Consider the following 18268-nt stretch of genomic DNA (forward strand, 5'->3'; position numbering starts at 1 on the left):
GACACGGGTGCCAGTGCGCAGCTGTCCGGGCGGGAAGTAGCGCGACATCCTGGCGATGCTGTCGCATGACGTCGATGCCTGCATCGCTCCCACGCTGCCTTGCGGTGCGGTCAGTCGGCCGTCTTCGGTTGCGATGGGCCCGGTGTCGCCGCCGGCGGTGCGCTTGGCGCGTAGCCGGGCGCAAACCGCGCATGGCTGCGTTGTTCGTAGGCATAGCCCAGTTCGATCAGGCGCGGCTCGCTCCAGGCGGTCCCCATGAACAGCAGTCCGAGCGGCAAGCCCTGGGTTTGCCCCATCGGCACGCTCAGGCTGGGATATCCGGCCACGGCCGCGGCGCCGTAACCGGCACCGGGAAACGTGTCGCCCTTGCCGAGCGTGGTGACCCAGGTAGGGCCGGTGGTCGGGACGATCAGCGCGTCCAGGCGGTCGGCCTTCAGTGCGGCGTCGATGCCTTGTTCGCCGGCGAGCCGTCTGGCGCTGGCACGCGCGCTCAGATAAGCCGGGTCCTCCAGGCCCGGCGCAGCCTGGGCCTGCTCGAACAACTCCTGGCCGAAGTAGGGCATTTCGCGCTGCGCATTGGCGCGATTGAAGGCAACCAGCGCGTCCAGGTCTTTGACCGGCGCGGCGTGGCTGCGCAGATAGGCATTCAAGCCAGCCTTGAATTCAACCAACAGGACCGTCTGCTCAGCGGCATCCCACTGTCCATCGGTGGCCAAGCGGGTTTCGATCACCGTGGCACCTGCCGCGCGCAGCGTCTGTACGGCGCGATCCAACGCGGCGGCGATCGCGGGATCCTCGCGCAGCGGGTTGCGTAACAGGCCCAGGCGCGCGCCGCGCAGGCCATCGGGGTTGAGGTGGGCGAGATAGTTCGGTGTGGACGACGGCGCAGTGCGCGTGGCCGGGTCTTGCGGATCGGGTGCGGCAATTGCCTGCAGTACCGCGGCCGCATCGGCAACGCTGCGCGTCATCGGCCCGGCGGTGTCCTGGCTGGCCGAGATGGGAATGATGCCGTCACGGCTGACCAGACCCACGGTGGGCTTGAGCCCGACCAGGCCATTGACTGCAGCCGGGCAGGTGATGCTGCCATCGGTCTCGGTGCCGATGCCTACCGTCGCCAGGCTGGCGGCAATCGCCGCGCCGGTGCCGGCGCTGGAGCCGCACGGGTTGCGGTCCAGCGCGTAGGGGTTACGAGTCAGCCCTCCGCGGCCGCTCCAGCCCGAACTGGATTGGGTAGAGCGAAAATTGGCCCATTCGCTGAGGTTGGTCTTGCCCAGGATCACCGCGCCCGCCGCGCGCAGGCGCTGCACCAGGAACGCATCCTGTGTGGGACGGAAGCTGGCCAGCGCCAACGAGCCGGCGCTGTTGACCATGGGCAGCGCGTCGATGTTGTCCTTGAGCAGGAGCGGGATGCCGTGCAGCGGGCCGCGCACCTGGCCGGCACGACGTTCGGCATCCAGCGCGGCCGCGTCGGCTTCGGCCTGCGGGTTCAGTTCGATCACTGCATTTAGGCTTGGTCCGCTGCGGTCGATGCGGGCGATGCGCTGCAGGTAGGCGTGCGTGAGTTGGGCGCTGCTGGACCGGCCGGCCTGCATGCGCGCCTGCAGGGTCGCAATATCGGCTTCGACCACCTCGACAGGCGCAGACGGAACGGCCGCGTCGGCGACAACGGGCTTGTCGGCAGCAACGGCGCAGCCGCTCAACGCGGCCAGGGAAAGCAGGGACAGGATGGGTGTGCGCATCGTCGGTTTCCCCAGGGATCAGCTTCGCAGGCTAGCGGCGCTGCGGCGGGGTGACAATGTGTCGAACGGGTAGGGCAGTGAGCGGTGGCGTCAGCGACGTCGGCGCCGCACCAGGTCGCGCGCCAGCACGCCGACCACGATCAGGTTGATCGCCAGCACGGCCCAGGCGGTCCAGCCAGGATGGCGGACGATGGCGTAGATATCGAAAGGCAGATAGATGGCCGCCGACAGGCAGCCCAGTACCGAGGCCCAGGCCTTGGCACGCCACAATCCCCAGGCTTCCACCACATGCAGCAGGCCGTAGGCCAGCATGGCGACAGCGGCCAGATGCACGGCATCGGGGCTGATGGTCTTGAGCAACGACGGCAGTGCGCCGTGGTCCGGGTCCAGATTGAAGCGGCGGATCAGGGTGATGACCGCATTTTGCAGCGGGAGCGGGCCCAGAAGTTCCAGGCCCGTCGCCGCCAACAGCGCAAGCGTTCCCTTGACCGCCTCAAGCAAGGCGATCACATGCAGCCCCGGATGCGCGCGCGGATCCGGGCTATAGGGTTTGGTGCTCACGCGTGTCGGCCTGACAACTTAGCCCGAACGACCAGCGCGCTTACGGTCGCTTTCGGTCAGGAACTTCTTGCGCAGGCGGATTTCCTTCGGGGTGACTTCCACCAGCTCGTCGTCCTCGATGAAGTCCAGTGCCTGTTCCAGCGTGTACTTGATCGCCGGGGTCAGCTTGATCGCATCGTCCTTGCCCGAAGCGCGCATGTTGGTCAGCGGCTTGGTCTTGATCGCGTTGACGGTCAGGTCGTTGTCCTTGGAGTGGATACCGACCAGCTGACCTTCGTACACGTTGTCGCCTTCGGCGGCGAACAGGCGGCCACGCTCTTCCAGCGGCCCCAGTGCATAGGCCGGCGTGGCGCCCGGTGCATTGGCAATCATCACGCCGTTCTGGCGCTTGGCGATCGCGCCCTGTTCCTTCGGACCGTAATGGTCGAACACGTGGAACAGCAGGCCCGAGCCCTGGGTCAGGGTGCGGAATTCGTTCTGGAAGCCGATCAGGCCACGCGCCGGGATCATGTAATCCAGACGCACACGGCCCTTGCCGTCCGGCTCCATGTTCTTCAGCTGGCCCTTGCGGGTACCCAGCTTTTCCATCACGCCGCCCTGGTGCTGTTCTTCGATATCCACCACCAGCTGTTCGATCGGCTCCATCAACTTGCCGTCGATTTCCTTGATGATCACTTCCGGACGCGACACGGCCAGCTCGTAGCCTTCACGACGCATGTTCTCGATCAGCACCGACAGGTGCAGTTCGCCACGGCCGGAGACCAGGAACTTGTCGGCGTCGGAGCCTTCCTCGACCTTCAGTGCCACGTTGTGCACCTTCTCGCGGTCCAGGCGGTCGCGCAGCTGGCGGCTGGTCAGGAACTTGCCGCCGGACAGGTCCTTGTTGCCGGCGAACGGCGAGTTGTTGACCTGGAAGGTCATCGAGATGGTCGGCTCGTCCACGGTCAGCGCCGGCAGCGCTTCGGGATGATCGAGCGCGCACACGGTGTCGGAAATGGTCAGCTCGGCCACGCCGGAGATGGCCACGATGTCGCCGGCCTCGGCGGTGTCCTGCTCGATGCGCTCCAGGCCCAGGAAGCCCAGCACCTGCAGCACCTTGCCCTGACGCTTCTTGCCTTCGCGGTCGATCACGCTGACCGGCATGTTCTTCTTCAGCACGCCGCGCTGGATGCGGCCGATGCCGATCACGCCGACGAAGTTGTTGTAGTCCAGCTGGCTGATGCGCATCTGGAACGGGCCGTCCGGGTCAACGTCCGGGGCCGACACGTGCTGCATGATCGCTTCGTACAGCGGGGTCATGTCGCCGTCGCGCACGTCCGAATCCAGGCTGGCGTAGCCGTTCAACGCGGAGGTGTAGACGATCGGGAAGTCCAGCTGTTCGTCGGTTGCGCCGAGCTTGTCGAACAGGTCGAACACCTGGTCGATCACCCAGTCCGGGCGTGCGCCGGGACGGTCGATCTTGTTGACGACCACGATCGGCTTGAAGCCCATCGCAAAGGCCTTCTGGGTCACGAAGCGCGTCTGCGGCATCGGGCCGTCCATCGCGTCGACCAGGATCAGCACCGAGTCCACCATCGACAGCACGCGCTCGACTTCGCCACCGAAGTCGGCGTGTCCGGGGGTGTCGACGATGTTGATGCGGTTGCCGTTCCAGGTGATGGCCGTGTTCTTGGCCAGGATCGTGATGCCACGTTCCTTTTCCTGATCGTTGCTGTCCATCACGCGCTCAGCCAACACGGTGCGTTCGGACAGGGTGCCGGACTGCTTCAGCAGGCAGTCGACGAGAGTGGTCTTGCCATGGTCGACGTGCGCGACGATGGCGATGTTGCGGAGTTTTTCGATAGACATGCGGAAAGGGCCCCTGTCTGGCGCCAGTCTTGAGATGAGGTAAGCCCGATATTATAGCGGTTTCGTTGCCGTGCCGTTGCGGATTGGCGCAAGTCGATTCAGATCGCCCATTCAGGCAGCGTGATGGCGGCTCAAATCCCGGCCCGGCGACGGCCTTGGACCATGGTCGTAACCGCGCGGTCGTCCACGCGCCCGGGTGTATCCTAATGGGCTGTTGATCACCCCAGAACCTGCAAGGATTTCCATGTCCCTGATCGCCACTTTCGACACGTCCCGCGGCCCGATCGTTGTTGAGCTGTATCCGGAGAAGGCACCGCTGACCGTGGCCAACTTCGTCAATCTGGCCAAGCGCGGCTTCTACAACGGCCTGAGCTTCCACCGCGTCATCGCCGACTTCATGATCCAGGGCGGTTGCCCGGAAGGTTCCGGCCGCGGCGGCCCAGGCTATCGTTTCGAAGACGAGGCCAACAATGGCGTCGGCCACGAGCGCGGCGTGCTGTCCATGGCCAATGCCGGCCCCAACACCAATGGCAGCCAGTTCTTCATCACCCACACCGCCACCCCGTGGCTGGACGGCAAGCACACCGTGTTCGGCAAGGTCACCCAGGGCCTGGACGTGGTGGATAGCGTTGCCCAGGGCGACACCATCAACACGCTCACCATCGAAGGCGACACCGACGCCGTGCTGGCCGCCAAGGCCGACCGCGTTGCGGAGTGGAACAAGATCCTCGCCGCCTGATCTCACCCCGCCGAACGGCCGCCACGTGCGGCCGTTCGCTTGTCAAAGCGCCGCCAGGCCCCGTGCCACGCCAGCGCGCAACCCCACCAACGCTTTTTAGCAGAGGAAACACCCCATGAAAGCACCCGTTCGTGTTGCTGTGACCGGCGCTGCCGGCCAGATCGGCTATGCCCTGCTGTTCCGTATTGCCTCCGGCGAAATGCTGGGCAAGGACCAGCCGGTGATCCTGCAGTTGCTGGAATTGTCCAACGAAAAGGCCCAGGCCGCGCTCAAGGGCGTGATGATGGAGCTGGAAGACTGCGCGTTCCCGCTGCTGGCCGGTATGGTCGGCACCGACGACGCCGAAGTGGCGTTCAAGGACATCGACGTCGCCCTGCTGGTCGGTGCGCGTCCGCGCGGCCCGGGCATGGAGCGCAAGGACCTGCTGCTGGAGAACGCCAAGATCTTCACCGCACAGGGCGCTGCCCTGAACAAGGTCGCCAAGCGTGACGTCAAGGTGCTGGTGGTCGGTAACCCGGCCAACACCAATGCCTACATCGCGATGAAGTCGGCGCCGGATCTGAACCCGAAGAACTTTACCGCCATGCTGCGCCTGGACCACAACCGTGCGCTGAGCCAGCTCTCGCTCAAGCTCGGCAAGCCGGTCGGCGGCATCGAGAAGCTGGTGGTATGGGGCAACCACAGCCCGACCATGTACCCGGATTACCGTTTCGCCACCTCCGATGGCGCGTCCATCGGCGATGCGATCAACGACCAGGAATGGAACGCCGGCACCTTCATCCCGACCGTGGGCAAGCGCGGCGCGGCGATCATCGAAGCGCGCGGCCTGTCGTCGGCGGCATCGGCTGCCAATGCCGCCATCGATCACGTGCGTGACTGGGTGCTGGGCAGCAACGGCAAGTGGGTCACCATGGGCGTGCCGTCCGACGGCTCCTACGGCATCCCGGAAGGCGTGATCTTCGGCTTCCCGGTGACCACCGAGAACGGCCAGTACACCCTGGTCAAGGATCTGCCGATCGACGATTTCAGCCAGAAGTACATCGACAAGACCCTGGCCGAGCTGGAAGAAGAGCGCAGCGGCGTGTCGCATCTGCTGGGCTGAGTGATTGCTGCAATGAGATAGAAAACGCCGGGCATTGCCCGGCGTTTTTTTTGTCACTCATTTAGTTCACGGCGTTCTGCGCGCTGCCGTGGGTGCACGATCACGTGCAGTTGCTGCACGCGCGGTCAGTTCAAGCCTTCGGCTTGCAGTGCGGCTTATACGTCTGCATCTGCCAGCATGCGCTGGAAGAACGCATCGAGCGCGCTCAGGCCGGACAGGTCTACGCCGGCCTTGAGCGCCCAGCGCAAGGTGACGAACAGATAGGCATCGGCGCCGGTATGCGTGTCGCCGGCTAACCAATTGCGGCCTTGCAGATGCGCATCCACACGCGTGTAGAGCGTGCGCAGTTTGATGCGCGCATCCTCGTGGCTGCGCTGGATCAGCGCGTCGTCCTGCAGATACGCCGTGCTGCCGAAGAGCGGCTTGAAGGTCGGATGCAGATCGGCGTTGACGAAGGCGATCCAGCGATTGATCTCGGCGCGGCTACGCGCGGTGCCGTCGCCACCCAGGCCGGTCAGCGGTGCGGTGTCGGCGATGTAGTTGAGGATCGCCGCGTTCTGGGTCAGTGCCCATTGATCGACCACCAGCAGCGGCACCGCGCCTGCCGGATTCAGGCGTAGATAGTCAGGCGACTTCATCGTGGCCGCGTCGACCACAGTGAGCTCGAACGGCAGGCCGGACCAGCGCAATACGATGTGATCTGCGAGCGAGCAGGCGCCCGGCTTTGTATACAGCTTCATGGAGAGTCCACACAGGAGCGAAGACGCAAGCTTAGCGGCATCGCGTGCTGCGTGGCGCGCGTCAGGACGCGGTGCGTGGCCGCAGTTTCTGCACGCGGTAGAACGTATGGTCACCGATGGTGGCAACCTGATACGCATTACGCCAACTCGGGCTGGCAATGGCGCTGGCAGCGAAGTGACTTGCGCCTGGCACGATCTCTTTGCGCTGGCCTACCGGTAGCGCCCAATTGCGTTCCGCAGCCAGTGCCACGTCCAATGCCTTGTTCCAGGCATCGTCGTTCTTCAGCTGGGTGCCGGGTGACACGATGGTCGGCGCGAACTGCTTGCGCGCGGTCACCACCTGACACATCGAATCGCCCCACAGACCACTGTCCAGGCGACGCAGTGCAACTTCCGCAACCGCCTGCTGACCACGCAAGGTCTGGTCACGCGCTTCCAGGTACACGGTGGTACTCAAACACAACGAATCTGCTGCAGGCTGCGGCAATAATTGCGACAGCCAAAGTATCCAGGCCAGTTTCATAGAACTCCTTGCTCCGTATGGGCCCATCCACAGGGTGTCCAATGCGAACACACCAGTGCGGGAGGCTTGGCGTCATGGGGAGGCGACCTGTCACGGGCCGCCCGGTCTCCGGCGAAAGGAAGAATCTGCCGAAGGTGCCCGCCGAATCAGGCGGGTCAAAAGTTGGCGCAAGGTAGGCGCCGATCACACAATCTTGGCTGAATGGGCGGGGTTGACGGCGGTAATTGCTTGTTGGATCAGCGATGTGGCGATGACCGTCTCTGCACTGCAGCACGCAGTGCGCGTCGCATTGCTGTAGCGACGCAGTGCTGATGCAAATAAGTTGCGCGCGTTGCACAGGCGTCTTTGTGAAATCACACCGATGACGTGCGGGAATTCACGTTGGCTGCACATGCGGTTTGCTGTGAAGCTTACAAGCTATGTAGTGACGTGATTTGCTGAGGTGCGCGGTAACGGCAACTGTGGCGCTGCGTGTGCGCTGCTGCCAGCAGGTCCAGCCAATGTCTCTGTTGATGTCGTCTGTAGCATGTATGTTCTGTGCAGGACGTTGTGCATTGAGATGTCTGCAAACGCGCGCAACGATTTGCCACCTTTCAGTGGCCAGTGCGTTATGCGGCGAAGAGTGCAGCAGGACGTCATCTCTTGGCTAGAGCGTGTTATGAACTTTGCCCTTGTCACGATAACGTATACGGATGAAGCCTCGTAAGCCATATCCAACCGATATCTCCGACGAAGAATGGGCCTTCGCTGCGCCATATCTCACACTGATGGATGCGCAAGCACCGCAGCGCAAATACGCGCTACGCGCGATGTTTAACGCACTGCGCTGGATCGCACGCGCCGGCGCACCGTGGCGATTGCTTCCCAACGATTTCCCGCCTTGGGAAGCGGTGTATCAGCAAACGCAGCGCTGGCTGCAGGCTGGCTGCTTTGAGGCCATGGTCAGCGATCTGCGCTCACTCTTGCGTGTGGCACAGGGGAAGAAAGGCCAGCCGAGCGCGGTGATTTTTGATGGCCGGACGCTGCAGTCCACCTGTGAAAGCGGGCCGCGTGCTGGATACGATGGCTATAAGCGCAAGAAAGGCAGCAAGGTGCATATGGCCGTCGATACGCTGGGACATCTGCTTGCCGTCCAGGTCACGCCGGCCAACGAGCAGGAACGCGCACAGGTCCGTTCGTTGGCCCAGGAGGTACAACACGTGACCGGTGAAACGGTCAAGATCGCTTTTGTGGATCAGGGCTATACCGGCCAAGAACCGGCGCAAGCGGCTAAGGAAGAGGGCATTGAGTTGCACGTCATCAAGCTGCAAGAAGCGAAGAAAGGTTTGTCTTGCTGCCGCGCCGCTGGGTTGTCGAGCGCAGCTTCGGCTGGGTCAATCGCTTCAGACGACTGGCGCGCGACTATGAGCGATTGCCGGAAACGTTGGCCGGTTTGCACTTTGTCGTCTTCACGATCCTGATGCTTGGAAATGCAGCCGCTCTATTTCAAAGTTCATAACACGCTCTAGTTGAGCATGTGTGTAGCGTGTGCTCCGATCATGTTCTCGTCATGCAGCCCGGTGCGCGTTGTTTGGCAGCGAGCAATTGATTGAGCCATATCGACGATCTGGCGTGGCGATGTTGAAGCTGCATGTTGTCGCTTCGGCCTTGTTCTTTTTTCGAAGGTGATACACATCGTAGATGCGTGCTGCGCGTGTCGACTCCCCGTAATTCAATGCCAGCCAAAACTAGAGGTCTGCGGTTGATGTTGATCGCGGAACTCGGCGGGCGTTAGCCCGCCCAGGCTGTCGTGCGGGATCTGCTGGTTGTAGTCGGCCAGCCAGTGTTCGGTCTGTTCGCGAACCTCGCTCAGCGTGCGGAAGATGTGCATGTCCAGCACGCCGCGCCGGTAGCTGCCGTTGAAGCGTTCGATGAAACCGTTTTGCATCGGCCGTCCCGGCTCGATGAAATCCAATGCGATACCTTTGCGCTCGGCCCACTCGGCCAAGGCCAACGCGACAAACTCCGGGCCATTGTCCAGGCGAAGTTTGCCGGGGTAGCCGCGCCAGGCTGCGATGCGCTCCAAGGTGCGGATGACGCGGGCGGCCGGAAGATTCAAGTCCACTTCGATCGCCAAGGCTTCCCGACTGAAATCGTCGATGACATTGAACGTGCGGAAGCGTCGACCATCCCACAGCGCATCGGACATGAAGTCGATCGACCATCCTGCATTGGGGCCTGCTCCGCATGTCAGCGGTTGTGGATGACGCGTCGGGACCCGGCGCCTGCTGCGACGACGCTGATTGAGCTTCATCAAGCAATACACGCGCCAGACCCTCTTGTGATTCCACACATGTCCGCGACGGCGGATGATCTGAAAGAGCTTTCCAAAACCACGCTCGGGAAAGCGTTCGGCCAATTCGGACAACAGCGCAATGACCTCCTCATCCCGATCTGGACGACGCCGATAGCGCACTGTCGAGCGCGCCACGCCAACCACCGAACAGGCCCGGCGCTCGCTCCAGCCATGCTGCTCGATGAGCCAGGCAAGAAGCGGGCGCTTATGCGCCGGGTCTACAGCTTTTTTGCGATGACATCCTTGAGTGCATGGTTTTCCATCGCGAGCTCGGCATACATGCGCTTGAGCTTGCTGTGCTCGGTCTCCAGGTCGCGAAGGCGCTGCACGTCAGCTGCCTCCATGCCACCGTACTTGGACTTCCAGACGTAGTACGTCGCGTCGGAAATGCCCAGCTCACGGCACACATCTTTGACCTGGCGGCCGCCGTCCACCTGCTTCAGCGTGGCGACAATCTGGCTCTCGGTGAACTTGCTCTTGCGCATCGTTGGTCTCCTTGGTGGCTAGTGTGCCCGGAGACCTCTAACTATGGATGGATCAATTTTACGGGGAGTCGACACTTGCAAGTCGACACCGTTTTTTCGTCCTCGGTGACAAGCATCGGCCGCCGATCAGCCAGCCAGCCGATCTCTCGACGCATCGAACCAGATTGCTGGCTCTGAATTCACGCGATGGTAGTGCGTTGAATGTCGACAACGGTTCTTGCTCACTGGCAACCAATCAATGAGATGCCATGACACAGGTGAGAAGAAGCCGCACGCGGATCATTGCTCGAGGTGAGTCGTCTGTCCAAACCGTCAGCGTGTACATCGCGATCTGGTTCGGCAGGTTGCTCGCATTGCTCAGGCGAACTGCCCGCTTTGTAGTGTGCTCAAAAATGCAGCAGCCAAAGAGGCAGTGGTTCGCATCAACACCGTGTCGCTCGACGCAAAGAAGCCAGCTTCAAGTAGATATAAGTGCGCTGCGATGGGTGAAAGGTGCAGTCGCTGCACTAGTTACGGTTGGCGAGAAAAATCGAAGTAAACAGTTTTCCTCGTCATTGCGCAGCTTTGGCGATGGGAGCTCGTCATGTCACCTACGCTGCACTGCGTAGCGATAAAAGAGTATGTGTTGCGTGCCATGCAATCACTCCGCAGGTCCAGCGTGCATGTTTCGTTGATCGCTGCTGCAATGGATGCCGCTTGCTAAGGCTAAGCGGGCTGCCTGACCAACCAGGTGCATGGCAGTCAACTCAGTGGCTCGCTACAAGTTCGCATGCACTGCATGCCACAGGGCAATGCGATCAAGCGCGCGGCGCGAGCTCCGATTTGGCAAGCGGTCTTCGGTTGAGTCGATTGCGTAGCCCGTTGGCATACGCCAGCAGCAAGCAGCCAGTTCCGCACAGCATCGGGCCCGCTGCCATGGCCCAGGCCAGGTCGACGTGACCACGCCCGTGGCCGGCGCCGAAACTGAGCATCAGCCCGATCAAGATGCTGCCCAGTGCCAAGGCCACCTGCGCGCACGCCGTGAGCCGCGCGACGCCTGCGGCATGCTGCGCCGGGTGCTGGCACGACAGTTCGGCATGGCGCGCCCAGACCCATTGCCCGGCACTGCCGCCTGCCATCCCCATGCCGAAGGCCATGGCGGTGTCCAGCCACAGCGCATGACCTGCGGCAGCCGCAAAGCTAATCCCCAAAGCCGCCAGCACCGCGCCGCTGCCTGCAAGACGCGGCAGTGCGCTAGTGCGCCAGCGTGCGGCCAGTGGCTGCACAGCAACTGTTCCCAGTGCGTAGCCCATCAGGATGGCGCTGCTCCAGCCCGGCGCACCGATGCGCGATTGCGCAAGATAGGGCGCCAACTTGGTGAAGGTGGGCAGGGCACAGCACAGCAGCGCCATCACTGCAAACGTCGACAGCTGATCGGCCTGCCGAGCTGTCGCTGGCGTTGTGTGCTGCGCTGGAGACAGCGCCTGGGTGTAAGGGCGCAATGCCTGACGCAGCCACGCAGCCGACAACAGCGCAATGCTGCTGACCACCGCAACCACCATCAACGCGGTCCATGGCGCTGACGGCTGGTGGGTCTGCAGCACCAATCCGATCGCCGCACTGATCGATACTGCCGCCAGGCCGCTGCCGATCAGCCGCAGCGCGCTGACGCCGCGCGCGCCGCGCCAGGGCCAGCGCCCGAGCCCCAGCAGGGCATTCTGTGCGACGTCGCCCACCGCGTAGGCAGCACGGAAGGGCAGGCTGAGCAGCAGCACGCATCCCAGGCGCGTGCTGGCCGGCAGCAGCGGCACCAGAAACAGCAACAACAAGCTCAGCGCCGCCAGCGCGATGCCGCGCCATTGCGATCGCCCCGCCCAGGCCAGGCTGGTGCCCGTGCCCCAACGTCGTGCGGCGAGCAGGCCCATTGCCGCGCTGAGGAGCAAGCCGGCTGCCACCGCACAGCCGGCCGCGATCGCATCCAGGCCAGCATGCTCAGTGAGCGCGAAGATCAGCAGGAGCTCGCCGGTGTACCAGAGCAGGCTCTTGCCGAAGTGCGCACCGGCATAGGCCAGTAGCGTTGCCGCCGGCAGAGCTGGCAGCAGAGGCAGGGGGCGGGGCGCGTGCATGCCGGCGTTATAGCGCAGCGACGCGTCAGGAAGAAGAACTGCGCGATTTATCGCGCCAATGTCCTGAACGCAGCCGATAAATGCCCGCTCGCCCGCCCGCATCGAGGCACGACGAGGCGGGGCGAAGTACTGGGCGTGCAGCGCTACAGCTGCGCCGCGAGCCGGCTGGCCTGGTTGATTGCGCGCTTGGCATCCAGCTCCGCCGCCACGTCGGCACCGCCGATCAGATGCGGTTGCTTGCCGAGCGCCTGCAGGGCTGCGAGCAGCTCGCGACGTGGCTCCTGTCCGGCACACACCACCACCGTGCCTACGTCGAGCACTTGCTCGCTGCCATCCACGCGGATGCGCAAGCCGGTGTCGTCCACGCCTAGATACTCGACCCCGCCGAGCATCTTGACGCCCTTGCCCTTCAGGGCGGCGCGGTGAATCCAGCCGGTGGTCTTGCCCAGGCGCGCGCCTGGGCGCCCAGGGCTGCGTTGCAACAGCCAGACCTGGCGTGCCGGCGGTTCCGGCTGCGGCTTGGCCAGTGCGCCACGCGTTTCGAAGCTGGGGTCCACACCCCATTCGGCCATCCAGCGCGCCACGTCCAGAGACGGCGACACACCGCTGTGCACCAGAAATTCGCCGACATCGAAGCCAATGCCGCCCGCGCCGATGATGGCGACCTTGTCGGCCGCCACATGCCGGCCCAGCACCACGTCCAGGTAGCTGACCACCATCGGGTGATCCGCACCAGGGAAATCCACCCGGCGCGGCTCGATGCCGGTCGCCAGCACGATCTCGTCGAATGCCTGCAGGTCGCCTGCCTGCACGTGCGTGCGCAGCCGCAGCTGTACGCCGGTGGCCTGCAGGCGATGGTCGAAATAGCGCAGGGTTTCCTGGAACTCCTCCTTGCCCGGGATGCGCTTGGCCACGTTGAACTGCCCGCCGATTTCGTCGGCCGCATCGAACAGGGTCACCTGGTGGCCGCGCTCGGCAGCCACGGTCGCGCAGGCAAGACCCGCAGGGCCCGCACCGACCACGGCCACGCGCTTGGGTGCGGTGGTCGGTGTGTAGACCAGTTCGGTTTCGTGCACGGCACGCGGATTGACCAGGCAGCTGGCCAATTTGTTTTCGAACACGTGATCCAGGCAGGCCTGGTTGCAGGCGATGCACGTATTGATGGTGTGCGGCTGCCCGGCGCGGGCCTTGTTGGCCCATTGCGGGTCGGCCAGCAGCGGGCGTGCCAGCGAGACCATATCGGCCGCGCCATCGGCCAGGATGCGCTCGGCCACTTCGGGCATGTTGATGCGGTTGGTCGCCACCACAGGGATGCCGACGTGCGGCTTGAGCTTGGCGGTGACGCCGGCAAAGGCCGCGCGCGGTACCGATGTGGCAATGGTGGGCACGCGTGCTTCGTGCCAGCCGATGCCCGAGTTGATGATGGTTGCACCGGCGGCCTCGATCGCCTGCGCCTGCGCCACGATCTCCTGCCACTGGTTGCCGCCGTCCACCAGATCCACCAGCGACAACCGGTAGATGATGATGAAGTCCGGCCCGCAGGCCGCGCGGATACGGCGCACGATTTCCACCGCAAACCGCATGCGCTTGGCGGCATCGCCACCCCAGGCGTCGCTGCGCTGATTGGTGCGCGCGGCGGTGAATTCATTGATCAGATAGCCTTCTGATCCCATCACTTCCACGCCGTCGTAACCGGCCTCGCGGGCCAGCCGTGCGGCGCGTGCATAGGCGCCGATCTGGCGATCCACTGCGCCTGCCGACAACGCCCGCGGCGTGAAGGGATTGATCGGTGCCTTGAGCTTTGAAGGTGCCACCGACAACGGGTGGTATGCGTAGCGCCCGGCGTGCAGCAGCTGCAGGCAGATCTTGGCGCCGTGCGCATGCACTGCCGCGGTCACCTGCCGATGCGGGCGTACTTCCCACGGCCAGGACAGCTTGCCGCCGAACGGCTTGAGCCACCCCACCACATTTGGCGAGAACCCGCCGGTGACGATCAGCCCAACGCCGCCGGCTGCACGTTCGGCGAAATACGCGGCCAGCTTCGGGAAATCGCGCGCACGGTCTTCCAGACCGGTGTGCATCGAGCCCATCAGGACGCGGTTGCGCAGTTGCGTGAAGCCCAGATCGAGCGGGGCGAACAGGTGCGGGAACGGGGAGTCGGACAGGCCGGTGGCGGGCGACATAACTAGGATACGCTGGCGTACGGAGTGCGCACGATGCAGGCAAACGGCCGCGTCGGCAAGCCCTGGGTGCGGGTGTGGGGCTGTCGGCGGTGCCGGAGAGGCACGTGGACAGGGTTTAGGCGGGCTTATCTCGATCTTCCGCGGCAGCGTGCGGCTGCATGCCTTGCGCGGTTGCCGGAAGTCGCGTCTGAGCAGCACTGCTGGTGCCGCTAGTGAAGGTGTTGGGTGGCGCAAGGGTGCTGTGCATCCAGCCAAACCTGGCCGGCCATTCCTGCCGGTCGCGCCCGGGTGCGCTCCTACGACGTGGAGCGCGTCTGGTTGAGCCAGCCAAGCGCACGCAACATCGCTACGGTGTCGAGTATTCGCCGCGTCCTCCGTCGAGGACTGGCCACCGCTCGCTGTCGTCAGGCTATCTGGACCACGTAGGAGCGCACCTGGGCGCGAACGCCTGTACTCGGGGCTGCCCTAGATTGAAACAAGCCAGCCCATGACCGGCAAAAATTGTCGCGATAGCTTTTTTTGGCGGGCGGGAGGGCACGCTCATGCCGCAACCCGCAACCCGCAACCCGCAACCCGCAACCCGCAACCCGCAACCCGCAACCCGCAACCCGCAACCCTAAGCGCGTAACTGAGGCTTACCTGGCCGCGAGCGCAACTGCCATCACCAACCAGCCACCACCAGCTTGCCAATGGTGCCGCCACTTTCCAGGCGGCGGTGCGCCTCGCGCAGGGTCTGCGCACAGATTGGCGAGAGTGTCTCGGTGTGGGTGGTGCGCAGCTCACCGGCATCGATCAGGCTGGCCGCGCGATTGAGAATGCGGTGCTGCTCGACCATGTCATACGTGGCATAGCGCGCACGGGTGAACATCAGCTCCCAGTGGATGCCGATGCACTTGGATTTGTACGGGTCGCCAATCGGCAACGGGCCGCGTGGCTCCACGATCAGCCCCACATGCCCCTGCGGCGCCAGGATCTCGCCCAACTGCGCCCAGTAGCGGTCCGTATCGGCCAGGTTGAGCGCCGCGTCCACCTGGTCCAGGCCGATCGCCTGCAACTGCGGGTGCAGTGGCTGGTGGTGGTCGATCACATGCTGCGCGCCCATCTGTCGGACCCATTCAACGGTTTCCGGCCGCGACGCGGTGGCAATGACGGTGAAGCCCGCATGCCGCGCCAGCTGGATCGCGATGGATCCCACGCCGCCCGCGCCACCGATGATCAACAGGTGTTTGCCACGGTTGCGCGCGCCGTCGAACGCGAACGGCATGCGCTGGAACAGCAGTTCCCACGCAGTGAGCGTGGTCAGTGGCATCGCGGCGGCCTGCGCAAAGCTCAGCGACGTCGGCTTGCAGCCGGCGATGCGCGCATCCACCAAATGATATTCGGCGTTGCTGCCCTGGCGCCCGCTATCTCCTGCGTAATAGACCTCGTCGCCGACCGCAAACGCGGTGACGTCCGGGCCCACGGCTTCAACCACGCCAGCGGCGTCGAAGCCCAGTACCTTCGGTGCGGCAAGGGTTTGCGCCTTGGGCGCGCGCAGCTTGGTATCGACCGGATTCACCGACACCGCTTCGACACGTACCAATAAGTCATACCCGGCCGGCGCGGGTGGCTCTGGCAGATCCATGTCAAGCAGGGACGCGGGGTCGTCGATCGGGAGGTAATGTGTGAGGGCGACGGCTTTCATCGGAGCGCTCCTGGTGGGGAGTTCAGGGTGCGTTGTGTGGGAAGTTCCCCGCAACCACCAACCCCACAATTCAGGTCGGGCGGGCCTTTCCGTTCACCAACGTGCACTTGGACACAGTCTTCACGCCCCTGCCTAAAGCGTTCAACCGACGTATTCAACTGGATAAATTGGGGTGGCGTTCATCTGCACTGCATGTCCGAACTGGGTGCCCGGTCGCACTCCTCATAAAGCTGTATACGTAGGATTAGCAGCGTTTGCGGCGGGCGGCATTTGCTTTCACATGTTATATGACCGTTAACGCGATCTTCACTAAGCCCGGCTTAATCTGCGCCCCGATGGCTCTGGATGTGACGAGCATCTTTTACCAAGAACAACGCCTCTATCGGTTTATCTCCCAAAGAAGGAGCTGTATACATGAACAAGAAAATTCTCACTGCCGCGTTGCTCGGCGGTCTGGCGGTTGCCCAGGCTGCTTCCGCGCAGGAGTTCGATGACCGTTGGTACCTGACCGGTAGCGCTGGCTTCAACTTCCAGGACAGCGATCGTCTGACCAATGATGCTCCGTTCGTCACCCTGGGTCTGGGCAAGTTCGTTAGCCCGAACTGGTCGATCGACGGCGAGCTGAACTATCAGAACCCGAACTTCGATGCCAACCAGGACCAGAACTGGAGCCAGTACGGCATCTCGTTCGACCTGCGTCGCCACTTCATCCAAGAAGGCCGCGGCTGGAACCCCTACCTGCTGTTCGGTCTGGGCTATCAGCGTTCGGAAGAAGAGTTCGACGCCACCCCGAACCCGGTTTCGCCGGGCCAGCAGAAGGACGGCAACTTTGCCGCCAAGGCTGGTGTCGGTCTGCAGACCACCTTCGACAAGCGCGTTGCCGTGCGTGCCGAACTGGCCTACCGCGCCGACTTCAATGACCAGAGCGTTGCTGCTCCGCAGGAAGACTGGTTCGGCGACGTGCTGGCTTCGGTCGGCGTCGTGATCCCGCTGGGACCTGCTCCGTCGACGGCTCCGCCGCCGGCTCCGGCTCCGGTTGCTCCGAGCTGCGCCGATCTGGATGACGACGGTGACGGCGTCAACAACTGCGACGACAAGTGCCCGACCTCCCAGCCTGGCCAGACCATCGGTCCGGACGGCTGCCCGGTGCCTGTGTCGATCGACCTGAAGGGCGTCAACTTCGACTTCAACAAGTCGACCCTGCGTCCGGATGCTGTGTCGATCCTGAGCGAAGCGACCGAGATCCTGAAGCGTTACCCCGACCTGAAGGTCGAGGTTGCCGGTCACACCGACTCGAAGGGCACCGACGAGTACAACCAGAAGCTGTCCGAGCGTCGTGCGACGACCGTGTATGACTACCTGACCAAGAACGGCGTTGATGCGTCGCGTCTGGTTGGCCCGATCGGCTACGGCGAGAGCCGTCCGATTGCTCCGAACGCCAACCCGGATGGTTCCGACAATCCGGAAGGCCGTGCGAAGAACCGTCGTACCGAGCTGAACGTCCAGAACTAATTGGACCGCTAGCTGCTTCATACAAAACCCGGCCTTGTGCCGGGTTTTGTCTTTGTGGAACCGGCAATCGTGCCGTCCTGCGGCGCAAATCCTGTCTGTGTTGCGATCCAGGCACGGTTCCGGTTGAAACGGCGTTCATCGCTGCCTACACTCGCCGCGTCGACATACCACCCATTGGAAGAATTCACGATGCTGCGTACCGCTACGGCAGGACTGTTCTGTCTCGCTTTGATTCCCGCCGCCTACGCCGCTCCGAACTGCACTGGCAGCACGGTGTCCCAGCCACTGCCGCTGCCTGCCACCGTGATCGCTCCGGCGGCCGCCGAGTTCTACACCCGCAGCGTGCAGCTGGGCATGCCCACCGGCGTGCTGGCACAGCCCTACACCAGCGAGCAGTCGGTGGACCGCGTGTTGCTGCGTCTGCGCGTGGAAGGCTGCCAGGACCTGGCCAAGGCCATGCCGGCGGGCGGCACCGTCAATCCAAACGATCCGGCGGCCTACAAGGCCACCACCGCGTTCGATAACACCCCGTGGCGCTTCGACATGAGCCAGAACGGCAAGCGCATGACGGCCGAAGAGTTCGACGCCTGGATGAAGGCGCGCGGCGTGCGCGTGGTCAAGGCGCGTCCGGTTGCCGGCGCAGCGCCTGCGGCAGCGACGCCGGCCCCGGCGGCCGACGCCAAGCCGGTCGAGAACAAGTAAGCCCCGGAGC

14 protein-coding genes and 1 pseudogene are annotated in these 18268 nt (G+C 63.8%); 5 read left to right on the forward strand and 10 right to left on the reverse strand.

What is annotated here, in order from left to right:
* Nucleotides 1–110 precede the first annotated feature (110 nt).
* The 3 genes from ACCQ01_RS05255 to typA form a co-directional block, all read right to left on the reverse strand.
* Nucleotides 111–1724 carry an amidase gene (locus ACCQ01_RS05255; protein ID WP_372358890.1) on the reverse strand — a complete coding sequence of 538 codons (1614 nt, stop codon included), beginning with the start codon at nucleotides 1722–1724 and terminating at the stop codon, nucleotides 111–113.
* Between the two features lie 105 nt (nucleotides 1725–1829).
* Nucleotides 1830–2249: a DUF2127 domain-containing protein gene (locus ACCQ01_RS05260; protein WP_228431634.1), complete on the reverse strand. Its 420-nt coding sequence runs from the start codon at nucleotides 2247–2249 to the stop codon at nucleotides 1830–1832.
* A gap of 69 nt (nucleotides 2250–2318) precedes the next feature.
* Nucleotides 2319–4148: a translational GTPase TypA gene (gene typA / locus ACCQ01_RS05265; protein WP_101363627.1), complete on the reverse strand. Its 1830-nt coding sequence runs from the start codon at nucleotides 4146–4148 to the stop codon at nucleotides 2319–2321.
* A gap of 244 nt (nucleotides 4149–4392) precedes the next feature.
* Between typA and ACCQ01_RS05270 the strand changes: the two genes are divergently transcribed.
* The gene (locus tag ACCQ01_RS05270) at nucleotides 4393–4887 is read left to right on the forward strand and encodes a peptidylprolyl isomerase (protein ID WP_010368631.1); all 495 of its coding nucleotides are present in this window, start codon (nucleotides 4393–4395) and stop codon (nucleotides 4885–4887) included.
* Nucleotides 4888–5002: 115 nt separating this feature from the next.
* Nucleotides 5003–5989, forward strand: a complete 987-nt coding sequence (locus tag ACCQ01_RS05275; RefSeq protein ID WP_011036142.1) for a malate dehydrogenase — start codon at nucleotides 5003–5005, stop codon at nucleotides 5987–5989.
* A 155-nt stretch (nucleotides 5990–6144) separates the two neighbouring features.
* Here the strand turns inward: ACCQ01_RS05275 and ACCQ01_RS05280 are convergent, their stop codons facing one another.
* From ACCQ01_RS05280 to ACCQ01_RS05290, 3 genes are all read right to left on the reverse strand, one after another.
* A complete protein-coding gene (locus ACCQ01_RS05280; RefSeq protein ID WP_228431621.1) occupies nucleotides 6145–6729 on the reverse strand; it encodes a glutathione S-transferase family protein in 585 nt (194 codons plus the stop codon).
* Nucleotides 6730–6790: 61 nt separating this feature from the next.
* A complete protein-coding gene (locus ACCQ01_RS05285; protein ID WP_014506828.1) occupies nucleotides 6791–7252 on the reverse strand; it encodes a cell wall hydrolase in 462 nt (153 codons plus the stop codon).
* 183 nt (nucleotides 7253–7435) lie between these two features.
* Nucleotides 7436–7645, reverse strand: a complete 210-nt coding sequence (locus ACCQ01_RS05290) for a hypothetical protein (protein WP_228431622.1) — start codon at nucleotides 7643–7645, stop codon at nucleotides 7436–7438.
* 299 nt (nucleotides 7646–7944) lie between these two features.
* Here ACCQ01_RS05290 and ACCQ01_RS05295 point away from each other — a divergent pair.
* Nucleotides 7945–8750: pseudogene (locus ACCQ01_RS05295) on the forward strand (IS5 family transposase).
* Between the two features lie 213 nt (nucleotides 8751–8963).
* Here the strand turns inward: ACCQ01_RS05295 and ACCQ01_RS05300 are convergent.
* From ACCQ01_RS05300 to ACCQ01_RS05315, 4 genes are all read right to left on the reverse strand, one after another.
* Nucleotides 8964–10072, reverse strand: a protein-coding gene (locus tag ACCQ01_RS05300; RefSeq protein ID WP_322635046.1) for an IS3 family transposase whose coding sequence is annotated in 2 segments (ribosomal slippage) — nucleotides 8964–9811 and nucleotides 9811–10072 — 1110 coding nt in all. Because the reading frame shifts where the segments join, the coding sequence is not laid out codon by codon here.
* 797 nt (nucleotides 10073–10869) lie between these two features.
* Nucleotides 10870–12177 carry an MFS transporter gene (locus ACCQ01_RS05305; RefSeq protein WP_228433725.1) on the reverse strand — a complete coding sequence of 436 codons (1308 nt, stop codon included), beginning with the start codon at nucleotides 12175–12177 and terminating at the stop codon, nucleotides 10870–10872.
* A 143-nt stretch (nucleotides 12178–12320) separates the two neighbouring features.
* The gene (locus ACCQ01_RS05310; protein WP_228433727.1) at nucleotides 12321–14360 is read right to left on the reverse strand and encodes an NADPH-dependent 2,4-dienoyl-CoA reductase; all 2040 of its coding nucleotides are present in this window, start codon (nucleotides 14358–14360) and stop codon (nucleotides 12321–12323) included.
* Nucleotides 14361–15021: 661 nt separating this feature from the next.
* A complete protein-coding gene (locus ACCQ01_RS05315) occupies nucleotides 15022–16044 on the reverse strand; it encodes a zinc-binding alcohol dehydrogenase family protein (protein ID WP_228433729.1) in 1023 nt (340 codons plus the stop codon).
* Between the two features lie 414 nt (nucleotides 16045–16458).
* Here ACCQ01_RS05315 and ACCQ01_RS05320 point away from each other — a divergent pair, with 414 nt between their 5' ends.
* The gene (locus ACCQ01_RS05320; protein ID WP_103699515.1) at nucleotides 16459–17556 is read left to right on the forward strand and encodes an OmpA family protein; all 1098 of its coding nucleotides are present in this window, start codon (nucleotides 16459–16461) and stop codon (nucleotides 17554–17556) included.
* A gap of 189 nt (nucleotides 17557–17745) precedes the next feature.
* On the forward strand, nucleotides 17746–18258 hold the full coding sequence (locus ACCQ01_RS05325; RefSeq protein WP_011036150.1) for a hypothetical protein: 513 nt from the start codon (nucleotides 17746–17748) through the stop codon (nucleotides 18256–18258).
* Nucleotides 18259–18268 lie beyond the last annotated feature (10 nt).

It is taken from the genome of Xanthomonas sp. NCPPB 4037 (genome assembly GCF_041475695.2).
GTDB classification, from domain to species: domain Bacteria; phylum Pseudomonadota; class Gammaproteobacteria; order Xanthomonadales; family Xanthomonadaceae; genus Xanthomonas; species Xanthomonas campestris.